We start from the raw sequence: 19460 nt of genomic DNA, 5'->3' as shown, positions 1-19460 counted from the left end.
CCGACAATATTGCTGAAATCACAATCGCATGTTCACATGCAAGTGTTCAGATATTGTTAGAGTTCGTTAACCCCATCAGCACCAGACTCACAGCTATGCGAAGCGAATCCGAAGTTCCGATTCCTGACAATCCTTATTCCATCCCTGTTGCTGATCGCCTCAAGCGACTGCCACCCTATTTGTTCGGGAAGATCAATAAGGTCAAATACGAAAAGCGGGTCGCGGGTATTGATGTCATTGACCTGGGCATGGGGAATCCGACCGATCCTCCAGATCCGCTGATTCAGGAGAAGATGACGCAGGCGTTGCAAGACCCGAAGAATCACCGCTATTCCGTTTCAAACGGAATCGGAAATCTCCGTGCTGAAGTCTCTAAACGGTACTGGAAGCGGTACGGCGTCCGACTGAATCCTGATGACGAAGTGATTGCCTGCATCGGTTCCAAAGAAGGTTATTCTCACATGTGCCTGGGGTTAATGGGTCCTGGTGACACAGCCATTGTCCCCTCGCCCACATTCCCGATTCACATGTATTCGGTCATGCTTGCAGCTGGCAACGTCATCGCACTCGATGTCCGCGAGCCAGAAAAGTTTCTGCAAAATGTCGCCTACACATGCGACCACCTTTACCCGAAGCCAAAGGTGGTCGTTGTCAACTTCCCGCATAACCCCTCTTCAACAGTTATCGAAGCGGACTTCTATGTTGAGTTGGTCAAGCTGGCAAAAAAATATGACTTCATGGTGATCAGCGATTTTGCCTACGCCGACATTTGCTTCGACGGATATGTTGCCCCCAGCTTCCTTGCGACACCTGGAGCGATTGATGTCGGTGTCGAACTGACTTCAATGAGCAAAAGCTACAGCATGGCCGGTTGGCGGATCGGTTTCTGTGCTGGCAATAAAGAGATGGTCCGCGCACTCGCAACGATCAAAGGGTACTACGACTACGGAATTTTCCAGGCGATCCAAATCGCTGCTATTGTCGCCATGCGTCACTGCGATGCTTCAATTGAGACCTTGGCACAGAAATACCAAAATCGACGAGACACTTTGTGTGATGGTCTGGAGCGACTCGGTTGGGAAATCGAACGCCCGAAGGCTGGAATGTTCGTCTGGGCAAAAATCCCCGATCAATACGCCGCCATGGGTTCAATCGACTTCTCGATGAAACTTCTCGAAGAAGGTGGTGTCGCCGTCAGTCCGGGTCGTGGCTTTGGCGAAGATGGCGAAGGCTACCTTCGGTTGGCCATTGTGGAAAACACTCAGCGACTCCGACAAGCGGTTCGCGAGATCGGCAAGTGCGCCCCCGTTGCCACTGCAGAAGCATCGCATTAACTTGAAAAAGCGGTTTCACAGCAAGCTTCAAACTTGCTGTGAAACAGTGACTACGACTCAATGACAAATCAGTCTGAAGAAGATCGCAAACAAGCCTCACCCGGAAACCTGAAGCGTTTACTGCTCAGACAGTTGCCACTTGAAGCAGAAACGTCGATGTTCATCTTGGTGAACATGATCGACTTCTTTATGACGTACTGGCTCTTACAGGCAGACCTTGTTCGGGAGTCGAACCCGATCGCCAATTACTTTCTGGCGCATTGGGGCCCCATCAAGGGAATGCTCTACTTCAAGCTCGGTTTAGTCGTTGTCGTTTGTCTCATCGTTCAAGTCGTCGCATTAAAAGACTTGAAAAAAGCTGCCTGGGTACTGAACTTCGGAACCGTCGTTGTTTCCGGTGTCGTGATCTACAGTTTAATCCTCTATCTCCGAGCATCCGGAATCGTTTAGAGCATCTTTCGAATTGGTTTGCAGGTTCTGCCTCGTGGCGAACAGCATTTTTAATAGAGAAATGCGTTCTTCACGGGTACACGGTAGAGCAAACTGCTCTAGACCAGTCTTAATACAAGGTCAAGCAGCCCTGCCTCGTGGAGATGTGTGGTTCGTCTCATGGTTGTTTTACCATTCGACAACAACGCCCAACTGCTCTGCGCGGGCTCGAATTTCGTCGATTGTTGATCGATGAAACGGGATCCCATTTTGAGAATAATTCTGGAAGCACTGCTGGCTTCGATCCCCAGGAATGCGCACTGGCTCTCCAGGATATTCTGAAGGGAGTTCCCGAATTTCATCGAGCCCCGCGTTGAGTTGCTTCTGGAATCGTTCTGGATCTTGAAAGCTGGAGATATCAAAGACGATGAAAAAGTGTTGAGAGTCTTCCGCCGAGTCAGAGCGAGTTTTCTTGATCGGCATTCGACCGACCGACAGTGGACCAGCCAGGATGGAGCAAAGGAGCGACAGACCATAGCCTAATTCTTTACCGCCAGACTGGAGCACTTTGGCAGCTTCAAAGGTTGTCGCCTCTTCTCCCTGCTCATCGAATGCAATCCCTGCAGGGATCGGAAGCCCGTACTGTTCAAGCAATCGCAACTTTCCCCAAGACGATGCTCCGCAAGCTGAATCAAAAATCACCGGAGCACCATTTTGAATGGGGACTCCATATGAAAATGCCGCATTCCCGACCGCTCCAGATTTTGTCCCTGGAGCTGCGACCGTCGCACCGCCTGTGCTACTCATGCAAATTGCGATCAGCCCTTGCTCAACTGCAAGTCGTACATAAACCGAAGCCGCCCCCAAAGTTTGACTGTTACTCAGTGCGGCAACACCCACTCCGGAAGATTTTGCTTTTGCCGAAGCAGACTCGATCGCCTTCGTGGCAGCCACATGTCCAATGGACCGACTTCCGTCCATCATCGTCATCACATCATTTTCGTGTAGCACCAGCACGCGCGCTCTGGGGTCGATGTCCCCCAGGTCGATCGCATCGATGTATTCGCAAATACGACCAACTCCATGAGATGGGATTCCGTACAAGTCCGCTTCAAGCATTCGCTTCACTGCGACAGACGCGTCAAACTGGAACATGCTCTTTTTTACGAACATCGCTTCCAACACAGGAGTCAGTTGCTCAGGAGTGAGTCGGACTTCTTGTGCAGGATCGTTAGGGAATGGAATCGACTGTGTCATCGTTCTTCAGGTTGGCAAAATGGCTGATCTGAGACTGAAAGAAAACTCAGAATAACCGACTCAATCACCAATCAACAACTCGCAGAAGAGCCGTTCTCAATTGAATTCGCTAAGATCAGTCATCCAATTTCGATCTGATCGTCCAACAATCTATTGGAATTCTCCACCATGACACGCCTCTTCTGCATCGCGTTTCTGTTGTTTTCCGGGAGTCTTTCACCTTGCGAAGCAGCCGAGAAACCCAACATTGTCTTTTTCTATATTGATGATTTGGGGTGGGCCGACGTTGGCTTTATGGGGAGCGAATTCTACGAGACACCGAACATTGACCAGCTCGCTGCCGAGTCCATGGTCTTTACGGATGCTTATGCCAACGCTCCCAATTGTGCTCCCAGCCGAGCATGCCTGATGTCCGGGAAGTATCCCCCACGACACGGAATCTACACCGTCGGAGATCCTCGGCGAGGAAATCACAAACACCGCAAACTGGAACCAATTGAGAATGAAACAGTGCTTGCCGAAGAGTTCATCACCTTCGCTGAAGCGTTGAAAACAAATGGCTACACGACCGCCACAATGGGAAAGTGGCATCTCGGGAAAGATCCAACTACTCAAGGTTTTGATATCAACATCGCTGGTCGGGAGTGGGGCAGTCCCAGTGGCGGGGGATATCACAGCCCTTATCAGTACCCGAATTTGTCCCAGAAAAAAGCAGGGGAATATCTCACAAATCGGCTGACTGACGAAGCATGTCGCTTCATCGAGTCGAGCAAGGAAAAGCCCTTCTTCCTGTACCTGACTCACTATGCCGTCCACACCCCGATTCAGGCAGAAGAGAAACTAATAAAAAAGTACGATCAAAAAAAACCGGGGAAACATCAGAAAAACTCGAAGTACGCAGCCATGGTCGAGAGCGTCGACAACAGTGTCGGAGAAGTCATGAAGAAACTGAATGAGCTCTCGCTGACAAAAAACACGATTGTGATTTTCTACTCTGATAACGGCGGGCATGAAGGAGCAACATCGAATCATCCACTCAGAGGAGCCAAAGGCATGCTCTACGAGGGTGGAATCCGAGAGCCGTTTCTCTGTCGCTGGGATGGTGTCACAAAACCTGGATCACGTTGTGATGAACCGATCATCGGAATCGATTTGTATCCAACATTCCTGGAGATGACAGGGACCGCAAAACCGAACGACTACGAACTGGACGGAAGAAGCATCGTCCCGTTGCTCAAAGACCCTCAATCATCCCTGAATCGAGAAGCCATTTTCTGGCACTTCCCTTGCTACCTGCAAGGAAAAGGCGATCCACAGAGGGGACCATTTCGCACAACTCCAGCGGGGGCAATTCGCAAAGGTGACTGGAAGTTGATTGAATGGTTTGAAACGGGTCATCGCGAGCTCTACAACCTTCGCGAAGACCTCGGCGAGACCCGGAACCTGATGGAGTCGCGTCCAGAAATCGCCAACGATCTCTATCAGTCCCTGCTCGCTTGGCGTGAAGAGGTACACGCTCCAATCCCGAGAACTCCTAACCCAAAATACAGGCCATCCAGAAACTAAGCTTTTCGGATTCCCAGAACATGCTCGACTTCACTGGGATCGAATTTTGCAGATCGCCGGTTCGTACATGTTGAAGGACAACTGGATGTCGTAGTGCATTGGAGTTTTTGCCTTCTCGAGTGCGTGTACAATCACTCCGCTGATGGGCGGGGAATTCGCCGACAATGTTCGATGAGAAATTGGCCTGATCTGGTGCCCGGTCGAGACATTCCCCTCAGTCAGGATCACTCCGGAGCGATCCCATTGATTTTCCTGACTGGAAATCTTCTTCAGCTTACGACTCAGATCGAATGAGAGCGCCGCATCTCCATTCCCACCTTGATATTGAGAATCAACTGCCAGGACTGCGAAGAGTTCGTTGCTGGATTGAAGTTCAATTCCGTGAAGTGATCCTTTGAGCTGATGCTCTTTTCCGCTATCCCCAGAGACACGGAACGCCGGAAAGAAACGCACGCCGGTCCGCTCCGACCACAAACAGAATTGAACCGATTCATTCGGAGCATCTCTTACGCTAACTCTGACGTATTTCGCAACGGACCTGTCACCGGAATCGACAGGTGCAGCAGCGACCCGCGAACTCGATGATTGCGACTTCAGAGGAAGAAACGCTCCCGAACTGTAAAGCAGAGACAAGGCTCCGATGAGACAACAGATCATCCCAGCAGAAACCAAATAGGGGGCCTTGCGACGATTCGCCAGCAACGCCAAGGCTTGCAGAAAAGCAGCTGCACTCGGGTATCGTTGCCTCGGATTGGGGCGCAGTGCCTTCAAGCAAATCCGCCTCAAATCTTTATCAACTTTGAATGCGCGATCACCTGAAGGACTCCCGATTCCAAGCGATTCAGAACACTCGGAACTCTCACGATCAACTCCGGGGGGATAACCGTAAAGAAATGCAAACAAGACCGCTCCCAGTCCGAAGACATCGGTCCGTTCACTGATCTCTGAAACGGTTCTCGTAAGCTGTTCCGGAGCCATGTAAGCAAGCGTCCCCCCAACGATTCTTTCTGCGTTCGTTGAAGAACGAGGGTGAAACCAGGCTGCGCCGAGATCGATGAGCTTACATCGCTCATCGTTGGTTACCATGATGTTCTCAGGCTTGATATCCAGATGCAGAATCCCATGAGCGTGGATCGTTTTCACCGCAACGGCAACATCGAGAATCATCTTGTGAATCTGTCGCGATGAGAGCGGATGATCTCGAAGATAATCTTTGAGCGTACACCCTTCGACATATTCCATCACAAGATAAGGGCGTCCCGCATGAACACCGCAATCATAGATTTGTGCCACCCGTGGGTGGTTCACTTTCGCAAGAAGCTCACCTTCGCTGATGACTGTGTCAGCAGAGACGATATTTTCATCAATTGAAAAGCGAGCGACCTTAATAGCAACTTTTCGGTTCAGCTGAAAATCTTGTGCGAGATACACATGGCCTTGCCCACCAGCGTTGAGCAGGCGAACAACTCGATACTTGGAAATCAAAACCTGACCGGCAAGGAGCGGAGCTTGAACCGTCTCGCATTCATGTTCGACCTGACATTCCGTTTCAACACAGAGCGAGAAGACTTCATCGGTTCTCTTTTCGAAGTTGTTCTCGCTTTCGACAAATTGATCGACGTCAACGAGTTGGTAGATCTCATCAATAGAACCCCTCAGACGCTCAAACCGACTCCGACAATCTACGCAATCTCCGAGATGGTCAAAATTCTCGCCGTCCTCTTCTCCAGCTGACGTGGTGACACAACTCCACAACGCTTCTTCACTTAGGCAGCACAGGCTGGGCACAATCTGCTTCTTTCTTCAGGAAATGAGCGGCTTCACGGACGCGAGCTGTGATTCGGGAACAGTTGACGAACACCGCGTTCTCCGTGATCTTCAATTCTTGCGCAACCAATGCAGCACTCCGTTTCAACAAGACGTGCTGATGAAAACAGTTCCAGGTTGTTTCGCGCGACTGCCCGCGAACTCGAAGCAATGCCGATGCCATCACCTGCCGATTCAGTTCTTCCTCAAACATCTCTGTCGTTTCAGCTTCATCAGGAATCAATGCCGGGTTTTCAATATTTCCGGATTGTCGCGATGACTTCCTCCACCTGTCTCTGATTTTATTCGCAGTGATCTGTGCCAGATAATTTCGGAAGCGACCTTTACGAGCATCTTTCGAAAACCGTTGAATCGTCGCCATCATCTGCACAAAAACTTCCTGGCGAATGTCGTCGACATCCTCTGGCTGAACGCCAAATCGCAGAGCTGTTTTCGTAATCACGGGTGAATAGATCGCAACAAATTCCGACCAGCTTTCGGAATCAGAAAGGTCTCGAATTTGGACGAGTAACGAAATACGTGTCTGCGGCATCACAGCCTCTGGAGATTTCTTTTTTTTTGGGGGGGGCTTACAGATCAATCAGTACGTCAGTAGTGCGCGCACTTGCAAACGGGGCGGGCATTAGTCTTTGGGGAAGGGGGCGAGGCATTCAATTTGAAGTTCGGATTCAAAAAAGATTTACGACTGTCCCTCAAATTTCGGGCCAGTCTACTTTCGAAATATCCGGCCTCTCTGAAGATCGTGTTCCACGACATCAATCGCTGAGTCCAACAGGACGGAACACTCCTTTCTTCTTTCTCACGGTTCTCGTCCCGCGCCGAATTAGGATTACTTTTGGCTGTGGGCTCACAGGCCGCAGCAGGAGTTTCCATAGCAGGACACTGTGTGTACTCACGAGTTTTGAATTTCTTTCAGCTTTCTTTTCAAGATTGTTTCCAGACTCAACAACAGACCGCTTCGAGCCCCGAACAAATCCCCGAAGCTCCCTAGATTACATTCACGATCGACTTCCCCATGGAGGGCACTTTCACGACTCCATAGACTGCTCGACACGAGGCACGACGCGAAGATCGATCCTGAAATTTGTATAGAATTAAAGTGCGCCCTGAATTTGCGGAAAGCAAACGGTTCCTGCAGGATTAGGCAGAGATTTACGGTCCCGCTGTGGGCCGTTTGCGTTACGAAATCCTGAGTGACTCCACTCGTCGTGACGACCAGGCAATTGATACGAGATAAGCTGCTCGCAGCCTTCACCAAGCTTTCCAGCACAGTTCCACTTGCCTAACCCGAAGTGCCGTTTCAACGTGTACCACAAACAGAGTCCTCCGCTTCAGCGAGACCTTCGCGGAAGAAATCCAACTCTCTCTCACAGAGCGGAACTTCCCGAAAGAGAGCTCCGAACAGGCGTAGCTTTCACGATCAGAGAAAACCACCGCAGAGCCTGAGAATGAAAATTTCTGCCGGTCATCACGAACGATCCATTGACGTTCTTCGCTGAGAATCCGAAACTCTCTAGAACTGATCCTCACTCGAAACGCAGTATAGTTGTCTGCGTTGCCCTGCCACTTCCAGCGATCCTATAGGCGAACTGATGTTGCGTTATCTCCAATTACTCTTCACCTGCATTCTCACAGTGACATGTGTACAAGTCACATTCGCTGCAAAACCGGAAGGAGACTGGCCCACCTTTCGCGGTCCCGCACGGACAGCGGTTTCTCCCGACCAGGACTTACTGACAAGCTGGCCAGCGACAGGTCCGAAACTCTTATGGGAAACCGATGGCCTCGGTCGAGGATATTCGAGTCTTGCAATCGCTGATGGTCGAATCTATACGATGGGCGACACCATTCCCGGTGAGCGAAATGATGATGAATTCCTGTTTTGCTTCGACCAGCAAACCGGGGAGCAACTCTGGAAGTTGAGAACCGGCCCCGCCTGGACAGACGGAAAAGAGTCGTGGCAAAGTTCACGCAGTACACCGACTGTTGATAAGGATCGCGTTTACGTGCTCACCGCACATGGCAAGCTGATCTGTGCAACCGTCGAAGGCAAAAAAGTCTGGAACAAGGATCTCAAAAAAGAGTTCAACGGAAAGAAGGCAGATAGCTGGGGTTACAGCGAATCAGTATTGATCGACGGAGACACACTGGTCGTGACGCCCGGTGGCACGAAGAATACGATGGTCGCTTTGAACAAGATGAACGGAAGAGTCATTTGGACAACCGTCCGTGACGGAGATCGTGGAGCTGGCCATGCCTCAACATTGATCACAAATATCGGTGGAACAAAAGTCTATGTGACGACCACCGGCAGCGGAGCGATGGGCGTGCGTGCCGAGGATGGCAAACTCCTCTGGAGTTATGAAATCGATAAAACAACCGCTGTCATTCCGACTCCAATTGTCCGTGATGATCTTGTCTTCTTTACAGCCGGGTACAACCGAGGAGGAGCCCTCTTACGACAGGTCCCTGGCAAAGAGGGTGAAGTTACGGTCGAGGAGATTTATCCCATCACTCCGCATCTTGCCAACAAGCATGGTGGAGTCATTCTCGTCGGAGACTCACTCTATGGCGATTCTGACGACAAAGGGATTCCATTCTGTGCGGATTTGATGACTGGAGAGATTCGCTGGAAAGCACGCGGCTCGGGAAGAAACTCAGCCTCCATGGCTGCTGCTGATGGACACATCTACATTCGATACACCGACGGCACAATGACACTCGCCAAGGCATCACCGGAGAAGTTCGAAGAAGTTGGCAGTTTCGAAGTCCCCGGAAGCGGAAGCCGTCCGAGTTGGTCACACCCCGTCATCACCGGCGGCAAACTCTACCTTCGCGAAGGCAACAAACTACTCAGCTACGACCTGCGTGACTGATTCACGAATTGAGAACATCAGGGTCCGCTTTGCTGACCCTGTTGTATCGTTCTCCAAAACTTCTGATGCCATTTTAAATAAACAAATCCTGGTCTTCACCTCTCCAACACATCGGGATCGCGGTATTTACAAACGGAAGCAATCTCAATTCGGCCCGCACAGCGGACCCAACCGAGTTTGACTAATGAAGAATCCGGGTTATCGCGAATCAATAAAAAACCCCTGTTCGAGAATTCTCGAACAGGGGCGGCGTCTACTTTGAGTGGCGTCTCAATTCAACGCACCACAGGTGAGGCAAAGCCTCGTCAGCTTACAGACTGCATTATTCTAGAGCATCTTTCGAATTGGTTTGCAGGTTCTGCCTCGTGGCGAACAGTATTTTTACTAGAGAAATGCGTTCTTCACGGGCACACGGTAGAGCAAACTGCTCTAAAGAGCAGTCAAGTGGCTGCTTGGAGCTGCCACGAAAGTTTCCATCGTCTCCACACTCGTGAATAAGTAGAGACGACCTTTGTACCAGACGGCATGGTCGAGCGAACCTTCTTGCTCTTCACCGGTCAAGCTCAGGTGAATCACGTCGCTGCCATGAATCGCCGGGGCGTATTTCTCTGGGTTTGCAATGAATGCTTGTAAGGCTTCATTTGATGAGAAGCGATATTCTTTATCGTTGAATGTGGCTGAGAATTCATCATTCACATCAACGAGGTCACGAGAATCTCGCAGCTTCACCGGGCAGAAACCTTTCAAACCGGTCATCCCTTTGCGAGAGGCAATCAGTTCCATCTTCGATTGACGTCCACTCGCCTTTGGCTTTTCGGGTGACTGAGCCACTTTCGTTTCCGAAGCTTGTGGTGCTTCCAACTTCGGTGCTTGAAGTTGTGGAGACTCTTTCGATTGAGTCAGTTTTGGCTCAGGGAATTTTGGAGCCCGAAGCTTCGTTTCGACAGCAACTTTTGGTTCTGTTGAATTCCCTGCTGCCTTCTCCATGCTTTTCGCGAACGGATTAGATTCAACCGGAGCTTTTGCAGTGACTTCGGTTTCTTTCATTTCGTCCTTCTTCGTCTTGGAGAGATCACTGATCTCGCCAGGTGCAGGAAGCAAAGGAAGTTCTGGCATTGCCGGGGCGAGTGCTAACTGACTTTTGGTTTCCGGCTCTGAAGCTGGCAAGTCGGGGAGCATCGGAAGCTCTTCAGTACTTGGCTCGGCGGGTGCAGGGACTTTGGTCTTCAGGAACAAATCTCCCTCAAGTGCCAACCCTGTATAAGGAGTTTCTGTTGACTGACTCTCACCTTCGCTTGGGGAAGTGGGAGGTGCGACCTGCTCCATTCCTGTCGTTGGCGAATCGTTCGACTGAGCAAGCTCGACAGTCTCTTCATCAGAATTGACTTTTTGCTTCACGTCATCCGGGAAAGGATTAGCAAGTGGATCGACCGATTGAAGCGGTTCGGTCGTTGAAGGTGCAGGCTTCGGAGTTTCCACGAGTGCTGGGATTTCTAACACCTCAGGAACCGGAACCTCTAGTATCGTGGCTGGTGGCACCATAGGAATTTCTTTGGTCCCAGAAGCTTTCTTCTCAACTTGAGGAGTCGGCTGGACTGCCATTCCAAGTTTCGGAAGTTTGGCTTCGGACTTCGGAGCCTGCAAGGATCGAGAGGTCGTGTCTGATTGTTTCTTTTCGGTAATCTGAATCGTAATTGGTGATTCTTCAGGAACAATCTTCACGACGCTTTTCTCTGCAGGAACCTCTACTTGCGGCCCTTCCATGATCGCTTTCAGCTCAGGAAAATTCTGGGCTGCTGGTGCTAAAGCAGCAGTTTGCGGCCTGACCGGTTGCTTCGGAACCGAGACAATTTCATCTCCCGATCCTGGCATTGGAGGGATGAAGCTCGAAGTCGGAACCGCTGCTGAACTGGAAGCAGCTTGATTCGAGTTTGCCAGCGGATGATCAACCGGACTGGCTGATTCACTGGAAGGGAAGAGTCGCGGCTTTGGAGCGTTTGCTGTCTTGGGAGCAATAAATGTATTCGCTGCCGACTCTGTGGAGGCGACACCAGGAACCGGCGGCGGAACAAATGCCTTCCTCTCGGTTGGTACACTCACAATTGGAGCACTCTCACTCACGCCTGGGACCGGTGGCGGGACGAACTTCCCAGGTTGCTGAGTCAGTTGTGGAGTTTGAACCGGTGCCAGTCGCTGCGGTGGCTGACTGGGAGCTTTTGAAACAGGCGTATATCGCATACCCGGATCTTGCGGTGGCCCCTCAGGAATATTGTGATCCCCCTTGAGTTTCCCGACAAACCGATCAAAGAAGGACCGCTTATTCGAACGTGTCGCTGCTGTTTGCGTCACCACAGGCTGTTGCTGCGGAGCTTGAACTGCCGCCGGTTGCTGTTGAACAGCTTGTGCATACTTCTGCTGAGCTTGTGGCTTCACACCGTATTGTTGCGAGATGTATTGAGCACCCTGCTGCTGCTGTGGCACACTTTGCAGTTGCGGAACCGGAGCGATTTGAATCGGCTGCGTGGTCGTTTGCGACTGCCCGCCATACAGACTTTTCGCCCGCTCGCTCGCTGATGATGTCGACTGCTGGTACTGGGTTTGTACCGTTTGGCCAGTTGCAGGGTAGGCACTACTTACCGTCGAAATCGAACGGACGTCCGAATTCGAAATTTGCAATCGAGCAGGCTCGACCTTCTGTTGAACGGCAGCCTGACGGGGTCGAGAAAACACCGAATCAAACGCCTCACTGGGAAGGTGAGATGCAAAGAGGGTGATTCCTGATGCGGAGGCAATCAGTAAGAAACGGGCGTCCTTGAACAGGTTCCGGGAAAGACTCATAGTGTCCTCTGCTTCCGATTCGTCAAAATCATGAAAGCCGATGACCACGCTTGGATTGTTGTTTTGAGTTGGTTTCAGATACTCTCACACAACGGAGACAAGTTCGACTTCCCGGTTGTGTCTCAAACTCGCAACAAACAATAACGTGGACGCTCAACTGATACGGATAAACGACACAGTAGTCACAGTCGTGACAACTGGTCGCTGAGGAAGGTATCGTCCGAGACTGCACCACGGTTTGACCGCACTCACAACAATCTCATTCGTTTCGACTGGAACAACGACACAAAGTGATACAAGTCGAACGATTACTACATTCACCCTAAACTGCGTGTTTTAACATGAACCAAACAGTCCTCCACAAAGGCGAACAAGGCACACCAACGATCATCATTCAACAACCGGGGCGTCGTTTGCTGTTGATGTTCCTTCTCTTTGCACTCGCTTTTTCTCTGATGCTCAACCTTGGATTACTTGCCAGCGTGGGGGATTTGACGAGCGATACGAACACTCCGAATGAAAAGTTCCATTCCGGTGATTCCCTTGCCGATGCGAAAATCGCTCGGATCGAGGCGAATTTCATGATCATGAATCCGTATACGGATCGGATCATCAAGGCGATTAAGAAGGCAGCGAAAGACGATGAGGTCAAAGGGGTGCTGTTGGTGATCGACAGTCCGGGGGGGCTTGTTTCGGATAGCCATGAGATCTATCACCAAATCAAGATACTTTCCGAAAAGAAGCCTGTGTTCGTCCAAATGAAAGGGATTGCTGCTTCGGGAGGCTATTACATCGCGATGGGTGCCGGACCGGATGCCCCCGTTTATGTAGAGCCGACAACATGGACAGGATCGATCGGCGTGATTGTTCCACGCTACAACGCGACAGAACTGGCCGACAAAATCGGAGTGAAGGCCGACTCACTGGCAACAGGACCGCTCAAAGACACACTCAACCCACTGAAGGAAATGTCCCCACGCGAACGACAAGTTTGGGATGCGATCATCCAGGACTCCTTCGATCGTTTTCTTTCTGTGATTGCTGAAAATCGCCCGAACCTGAATCTTGAACAGGTCCGCGAACTGGCAACAGGTCAAGTTTACACCGCCAATCAAGCCATCAAAAACGGCCTGGCTGATGAAATTTCGTTCGAAGAAGATTCGCTCACCAAGCTCAAGGAAAAGCTCGGCCTCAAAACTGTCAAGGTCATCAATTACACATACCCACTTTCCCTGACTGAAAGCTTGCTCAGCGTGACCGCTCGGCAACCGGAAATCAATATTGATCCCTTCAGCAAAATCCTGGAAGCAAGCACTCCACGAGCGATGTATCTGTTCGGATCCCAACACGGCTTGAAGTCCGACTCTTATTAAGACTGAGCCTCCAAGAGATTCCGCGAAAGAGTCCCGCACCTGGCAAGACTTCTGGAATCGTTCTCATTGAACAAGGATTCAGTCCTCTTGTTCAGTTTTATTATTGCTAGAACCAGTCTGAAAACTTGTGGAACAGTCACCTCTCAATCTTTGAGAGAGCGAATTCAGGTTTCAGGATCAGTTCTGGAATAAATCCAATACTGGCCTTGCGCTCTGCCTCGTGGCGAGCAGCCCACGAAGTCATAAAAGTGAACTTCACGGACACGGCACGTATTGAAATGCTCTAATCAGTTGAAGAATTCAGGTTGATGTTTGGAATTTTAAATCTCAATAAGCCAGCGGGATGGACATCGAGAGATGTCGTCAATCGTGTGAGTCGGATCGTCGGACGCAAAGTGAAATGTGGTCATGCGGGAACTCTCGACCCGTTGGCAACGGGCGTTTTACTGGTTTGCATCGGCAAGGCGACCAAGCTCGTCCCGTACATTCATGAGTTCCCAAAGTCGTATGATGGAGGCTTTCTCTTCGGAAAGAAAAGTGAAACGGACGATCTCGAAGGAACCCTCGAGTCAGTCCCGATTCCGGCAGACCTTACTGAAGAGACAATCCAGAACTTGCTCCCTGAGTTTCTTGGGGAAATTGAACAGGTCCCCCCCGTCTATTCCGCAGTTTGGGTCAAAGGGGAACGAGCGTACGACCTTGCCCGTCGAGGAGAAACCGTTGAGCTCTCAGCACGGAAAGTGAACATCGACCGCCTCGAGCTCTCTCAGTTTGACAACCAATCGATGACGCTCTCCATGACTTGTGGAACCGGAACTTATGTCCGCTCACTTGGACGCGACATCGCCCGCAGGGCTGGAACGGAAGCTGTGATGTCGAGTTTAACACGGACATCGATCGGCCCCTTTACTCTCGAAGATTCCATCTCAGTCGATGAACTGGATCAAGAGCGAATTCAGCAAAAACTACAGTCTCCACTGATCCTCTTTGAGCGGTTCCCGAAATACACCGCGAACGCTGAAGAGATTCAACTGATTCGCCACGGCCGGGAAGTCTCAATCCGATCTCAAGGTTTCAGTGGGAACGCTGGTGCTGGTGCTCATGGTGGCGCCGATGCTGAGAAGGTGATCGTGATTGATGAACAGGGGCAACTCGTCGCCATCACCGAAAACCGAAAACTGCTGCTGGCCCCACAAATGGTTTTCCCCTCGCCTGAATAACTACTCCATTATTGGACCTCAACAAACAGTGAGATCATGTCGGTCATCATGGATCCTGAAACTCTCGCCGCTGTCCAGTTGAACCTGACTCCAGGACTTGGACCAAGATTACAAACATTATTGCTTGACCGATTCGGATCAGCTCAAGCCATCTTCGCCGCCTCTGGACAAGATTTACTCGCTGTTCAAGGAATCGGTCCAAAAGTCTCTGCCGCGATTTCTTCTCGACGAAACTTTGAAGAAGCTCAACTGGAATGCGCGAAAGCTGACGAGCATGGCATCTCGATTCTCCCGAAAAGTTCGCCACGCTACCCTCGGATGCTTACTGAAACATGCGACACTCCACCAGTGCTGTATGTGAACGGCACGCTCATCGAATCCGACACTCTCGCCGTGGCGATTGTCGGTTCACGGCACTGCACGCACTACGGCCGAACTCAAGCGACAATACTCGCGGGGGCTCTCGCTCGTGCGGGTATTGTCGTTGTGAGCGGCCTGGCACGAGGGATCGACGCCGCAGCCCATCGCGGAGCCTTAGACGCCGGAGGAAGAACAATCGCAGTCTGTGCTCCCGGACTTCTGAGAATGTACCCACCAGAACACAAAGACTTAGCACGCGAGATCATCAATCAAGGGGCACTCGTTTCGGAATCTCCTCTCGAACGAGGACCGCAGAAAGGATTGTTTCCTCAGCGAAATCGTATCATCGCAGGGTTGTCGCTAGGAACCATCATTGTAGAAGCGGGGCTGCGCAGTGGATCGCTGCATACGGCGAGACATTCCATCGAACAGGGTCGAGAAGTCTTCGCAGTCCCCGGTCGCATCGACAGCGCAGCTAGCGAAGGAACACACAACCTGATCCGCGACGGAGCCCACCTGATCCGAAACGCCAGCGATGTCATCGAAGCACTTGGCCCACTCGTCGAACCAGTACAATCAACTCCAGAGACGACAGTTCATACTCCGCGAGAACTGAACCTCAACGAACAGGAACGGTTGGTCCTGAACTTAATCGACGCCTCTCCCACCCCAATTGATCAGGTCCTCGTGAACGCAGAGATGCCGCCATCACGTGTTCTTTCCACATTAACCGTTCTGGAAATGAAACGTCTTGTTCGCCGCCTCCCGGGAAGCTGTGTCGAAAGAATCCATGGGTAACGCACCACAATTCCACCGGACACTTCACCCCGAAAGCATTCTTCGCGTTGATGTTCAGGTACCGCCCTTGTGGCGAACAGCAAATTGATAAGTGAAACGGATTCTCCACAGGCACGACAAGCATTAGAAAATGCTACAGACAAGCCTGAGAGTGGAACACAACAGAGATGCCAATTCATTCGATCGAATGCGACGGGAATTCCCCGTACTCCTTGACGTTCACTCGCCTGAATCCGATGCTTCCCTTAGAAAGCTACCAAAAGCAACAAATTGGCTGACATCGCCAGAGACTCAACATGACCCACGACTCCATTGATCCAACTGCCGAGACTCATCATGCAACCCCCGATGGTCCTTCTCGGGGGAGAAGCCGATTCGGCACTTTCCTGAAATGGATCCTTATCGCCTTCCTGGTGATGCAATTGGGAATGCGACTTTTCTGGGACCCTGCTGTCGGTGTCGCGGTCGTAAACCTCATCACTTACTCACAAATTGCACTGTCGGGTCTGCTGATCATTCTCTGGTGGTTCTGCTTTTCGCCTCTTAGCCGCAAAGTCACTTTGCCCATCGGCTTACCACTGCTCATTGGCCTTATCATCTGGCTTGCATCGATCCGAAGCCCCGACTTTGACGGCGACATGGTTCTTAGCTTTAAGTATCGCTGGGAAAAATCACCACAGGAAATACTGCAAGAGTACCAACAAACTTCCGAAGTAGCCTCAACAGAAAAAATTGAACAGGTCGCACAATTTTCCCCAGAAGATGTCCCTGCCTATCGAGGGATCCACCGAGACGGAGTGGTGATCGGTCCCGAGCTGCGAACAGACTGGGAATCTAACCCGCCGACTGAACTCTGGAGACATCCCATCGGTGGAGGCTACTCTTCGTTTTCAATCGTTGACCCCATTGTCATTACGATGGAACAACGAGGTAAGCACGAAGCTGTCGTCTCTTATGATATCGAGACAGGGAACGAGTTTTGGGAACATCGCTATCCAGCGTACTTCAACGCCCTTGGTGGACCGGGGCCACGCTCAACACCAACGATTCACCAGCACGCCGTGTATTCATTTGGATGCTACGGTGACCTCTACTGCCTGGACTTAAAGACAGGCAAACCTAAATGGCATGTGAATGTGTTGCAGCAATTTCAATTGCCAACCACGACCTGGGGAATGACATCCTCTCCGCTGATCCACAACGATCATGTGATCGTCAACATTGGAGGATTAAAACACCCGACCAAGGCTGCACTCGAGCAACAAGGCAACGGTCTTGTCGCATACAAACTTGAGACAGGAACGTTCAGCTGGAAAAGCGATGGGTTACCAGACCCAAACCTCGAGCTGAAAGAGTTCAAAACGGGTGTCGATGCGGTTGAAGGAATTCAAGGCGTCACCATCCCGGGCTATTCCTCTCCGATGCTCGCAAAAATCTCCGGGCAGGAAGTCATCCTCAACTTTGATGGAGCCGGCTTCCGCGGAAACGATCCGAACAACGGGAAGGAACTCTGGTCTCGACCGTTTGTTGCAGGAGACTATATCAATGTTGCCCAACCGTTCGTACTGGATGACAATCGCGTGATGTTTTCTGCGGGCTACGCTGCTGGCAGTGTGCTGCTAGAACTCAAATACGCAGACAACAAATGGACGCAAAACGAACTTTGGGCGTCAACCCAACTACGCAGCAAGTTTTCAAACCCTGTCTATTACAACGGCTACGTCTATGGCCTAGATGAGGGAATCATGGTTTGCCTGGATCCCAAAACCGGAAAACGAACATGGAAGGGGGGACGAACAGAACTTCGAGGCCGGTACGGACATGGACAAATGCTGCTGTGCGACGACCACATCGTTCTCCTGACAGAAAAAGGAGACTTGGTCCTGATAGAGCCAAACCCTGAAAGACTGATCGAAGTGAGTGTCCTGAAAGTGCTCTCAGAAGACGCCAAAACGTGGAATCCGCTTGCAATCGCATACGGCAAAGCCTTGGTTCGGAACGCAACCGAAATCGCCTGCTACGATCTGCGAGCAAATCCAAATGAACCATCGCAGACGTCAGAAAATGAAGTCGTCAGTGCAGAAAAGAGTGAGACTGCCAGCCAATCAGAAGAGTGACTTGTTTCGCATTGTGATAGACCGATAGAGTTGCAAACCGCAGCCAACGCAACAAACTCGGAGATGAAATGAAGAAAGCCAAAATTATCGGCAGTGTGATCGCCGCTCTACTCGTCCTGATTGTCGTGCTTCAGAACACAGCAGTCGTGGAGACAAAAGTTCTCTTCACCACGATCTCCATGCCACGAGCGACCCTACTATTCATCACTTTAGTAGTAGGATTCTTATTAGGGCTCGTCGTTGCAGGACGGTGGAATTCACGCAAGAAGAAGTGAACAAGAAATAACAGACTACCTCAAAGGGCTCTCACCGTACGTCGAGAACTAACATTCCAGCACTCACAATGATGAGATCCTGAAACAGTTTGCAAGCCCCTTCGTGCAATCAGCCTCGTGAAAAGCAGCTATCCCCCTGGTGAGAGGAATCCCGCTCGGCCTCACGGAAGCGAAGAAGAACTCGACTTACATAGAGCACAGAACGTCCCGAAGAGATCGATTTGCGATCGGGCACAGAAAACAGGGCAGCCTGCAGCCAGAGCTTAAGCATACGCTGAACAGCCAGGTGGAAATGCAGGTGGAAATTATTGAAGAAGGCGACCGCATCACAGAGCAACAACGAAGCAGTCAGGCAAATAAAAAAGGCCGCGAACCCTCGCGGCCTTCATATCTCTGAGAAAGAAAGTTGTTTACTCTTCTTTCTTCTCTTCTTCTGAACTTGCTTCGACTTCAGGAGTTTCATCAGAAGCTTCTGCTTCTGGCGAGTCTGCTTCCTCAGCAGCTTCTGAGTCGCTTTCTACGGATGAAGCTTCATTCGTTGGCTCTTCGTCGTCAACGACAACTGGAGCAGTGTGCGTTGTTTTTACGCGGTCACGAATGCCGACAAATTCAATCAGAGCTTGCTCACCAGCATCTCCGAGTCGAACTTTGGCAAGGCGAACAATACGAGTGTAGCCACCGTTTCGGTCTTCGAATCTCTCACCGAGTTCCGAGAACAGAATGTCGACAGCGTCTTTATCACGAAGGAGTGCAAAAGCACGTCGACGATAATCGATCGCAGGAGCAATGGCTTGATTCCATTGATTCCACTGATCAGATCCACGCCACGTTTTCCACTCAGAAGTGTTACGTTCTGCAGTTGTCGCGTACTCTTCAGCCTGTGCTTCGTGCTTCTGAGCTTTCTTAGCGAGAGTGACGAGTTTTTCAACATAAGGGCGAAGTTCTTTTGCTTTCGCAACAGTGGTCACAATTCGACCTGGAACTTTAGCTGCCCCTTCGTCGCCCTCTACGGCTCGGACGGTTTTAATCAGGCTGGCTGCCATGTTGCGAAACATGGCTTTCCGATGGCTTGCATTCCGGCCGAGTTTACGGCCACTCATTCTATGTCGCATGGGTCATCATCCAGTCGATCACTCTGTTAAGAGTGAAATTCGCTACCGTACGGCAGCAACGATCTCTGTTTCAATAAA

General features: G+C 50.9%; 14 protein-coding genes. 9 read left to right on the top strand and 5 right to left on the bottom strand.

What is annotated here, in order from left to right; genetic code table 11:
- Nucleotides 1-95 precede the first annotated feature (95 nt).
- Complete coding sequence (locus ACN0YR_RS02920; RefSeq protein WP_417847700.1) at nucleotides 96-1334, top strand: aminotransferase class I/II-fold pyridoxal phosphate-dependent enzyme; 1239 nt, start codon at nucleotides 96-98, stop codon at nucleotides 1332-1334.
- 60 nt (nucleotides 1335-1394) lie between these two features.
- A complete protein-coding gene (locus tag ACN0YR_RS02915; RefSeq protein WP_417847699.1) occupies nucleotides 1395-1784 on the top strand; it encodes a DUF5658 family protein in 390 nt (129 codons plus the stop codon).
- Nucleotides 1785-1952: 168 nt separating this feature from the next.
- On the opposite strand, the gene ACN0YR_RS02910 is transcribed toward ACN0YR_RS02915, so the two are convergent.
- A complete protein-coding gene (locus ACN0YR_RS02910) occupies nucleotides 1953-3020 on the bottom strand; it encodes an Ldh family oxidoreductase (RefSeq protein ID WP_417847698.1) in 1068 nt (355 codons plus the stop codon).
- 168 nt (nucleotides 3021-3188) lie between these two features.
- On the opposite strand from ACN0YR_RS02910, the gene ACN0YR_RS02905 reads away from it, so the two are divergent.
- Entirely contained in the window at nucleotides 3189-4586 is a 1398-nt protein-coding gene (locus ACN0YR_RS02905; protein ID WP_417847697.1) for a sulfatase, read from the top strand.
- Nucleotides 4587-4616: 30 nt separating this feature from the next.
- Here the strand turns inward: ACN0YR_RS02905 and ACN0YR_RS02900 are convergent, their stop codons facing one another.
- Both ACN0YR_RS02900 and ACN0YR_RS02895 read right to left on the bottom strand, forming a co-directional pair.
- Nucleotides 4617-6374 carry a serine/threonine-protein kinase gene (locus ACN0YR_RS02900; RefSeq protein WP_417847696.1) on the bottom strand — a complete coding sequence of 586 codons (1758 nt, stop codon included), beginning with the start codon at nucleotides 6372-6374 and terminating at the stop codon, nucleotides 4617-4619.
- On the bottom strand, nucleotides 6349-6945 hold the full coding sequence (locus ACN0YR_RS02895) for an RNA polymerase sigma factor (protein WP_417847695.1): 597 nt from the start codon (nucleotides 6943-6945) through the stop codon (nucleotides 6349-6351). Before ACN0YR_RS02895 ends, ACN0YR_RS02900 begins: the two co-directional genes overlap by 26 nt.
- Before the next feature lie 1060 nt (nucleotides 6946-8005).
- Here ACN0YR_RS02895 and ACN0YR_RS02890 point away from each other — a divergent pair.
- Entirely contained in the window at nucleotides 8006-9289 is a 1284-nt protein-coding gene (locus ACN0YR_RS02890; RefSeq protein ID WP_417847694.1) for a PQQ-binding-like beta-propeller repeat protein, read from the top strand.
- A 429-nt stretch (nucleotides 9290-9718) separates the two neighbouring features.
- Here the strand turns inward: ACN0YR_RS02890 and ACN0YR_RS02885 are convergent, their stop codons facing one another.
- The gene (locus tag ACN0YR_RS02885) at nucleotides 9719-12127 is read right to left on the bottom strand and encodes a hypothetical protein (protein WP_417847693.1); all 2409 of its coding nucleotides are present in this window, start codon (nucleotides 12125-12127) and stop codon (nucleotides 9719-9721) included.
- 341 nt (nucleotides 12128-12468) lie between these two features.
- On the opposite strand from ACN0YR_RS02885, the gene sppA reads away from it, so the two are divergent.
- The 5 genes from sppA (at nucleotide 12469) to ACN0YR_RS02860 (ending at nucleotide 18270) form a co-directional block, all read left to right on the top strand.
- Entirely contained in the window at nucleotides 12469-13500 is a 1032-nt protein-coding gene (sppA, locus tag ACN0YR_RS02880; protein WP_417847692.1) for a signal peptide peptidase SppA, read from the top strand.
- 308 nt (nucleotides 13501-13808) lie between these two features.
- The gene (truB, locus tag ACN0YR_RS02875; protein WP_417847691.1) at nucleotides 13809-14720 is read left to right on the top strand and encodes a tRNA pseudouridine(55) synthase TruB; all 912 of its coding nucleotides are present in this window, start codon (nucleotides 13809-13811) and stop codon (nucleotides 14718-14720) included.
- 36 nt (nucleotides 14721-14756) lie between these two features.
- A complete protein-coding gene (dprA, locus tag ACN0YR_RS02870; protein WP_417847690.1) occupies nucleotides 14757-15878 on the top strand; it encodes a DNA-processing protein DprA in 1122 nt (373 codons plus the stop codon).
- Between the two features lie 296 nt (nucleotides 15879-16174).
- A complete protein-coding gene (locus ACN0YR_RS02865) occupies nucleotides 16175-17995 on the top strand; it encodes a PQQ-binding-like beta-propeller repeat protein (RefSeq protein WP_417847689.1) in 1821 nt (606 codons plus the stop codon).
- 68 nt (nucleotides 17996-18063) lie between these two features.
- Entirely contained in the window at nucleotides 18064-18270 is a 207-nt protein-coding gene (locus ACN0YR_RS02860; RefSeq protein WP_417847688.1) for a LapA family protein, read from the top strand.
- Between the two features lie 410 nt (nucleotides 18271-18680).
- Here the strand turns inward: ACN0YR_RS02860 and ACN0YR_RS02855 are convergent, their stop codons facing one another.
- Nucleotides 18681-19382 (bottom strand): bL17 family ribosomal protein, encoded by a 702-nt coding sequence (locus ACN0YR_RS02855; protein ID WP_417847687.1) that lies wholly within the window; start codon nucleotides 19380-19382, stop codon nucleotides 18681-18683.
- Between the last annotated feature and the right edge of the window lie 78 nt (nucleotides 19383-19460).

This window comes from Thalassoglobus sp. (assembly GCF_048270125.1).
Lineage (GTDB): Bacteria > Planctomycetota > Planctomycetia > Planctomycetales > Planctomycetaceae > Thalassoglobus.
This window is presented reverse-complemented; position numbering and strand designations above follow the sequence as displayed.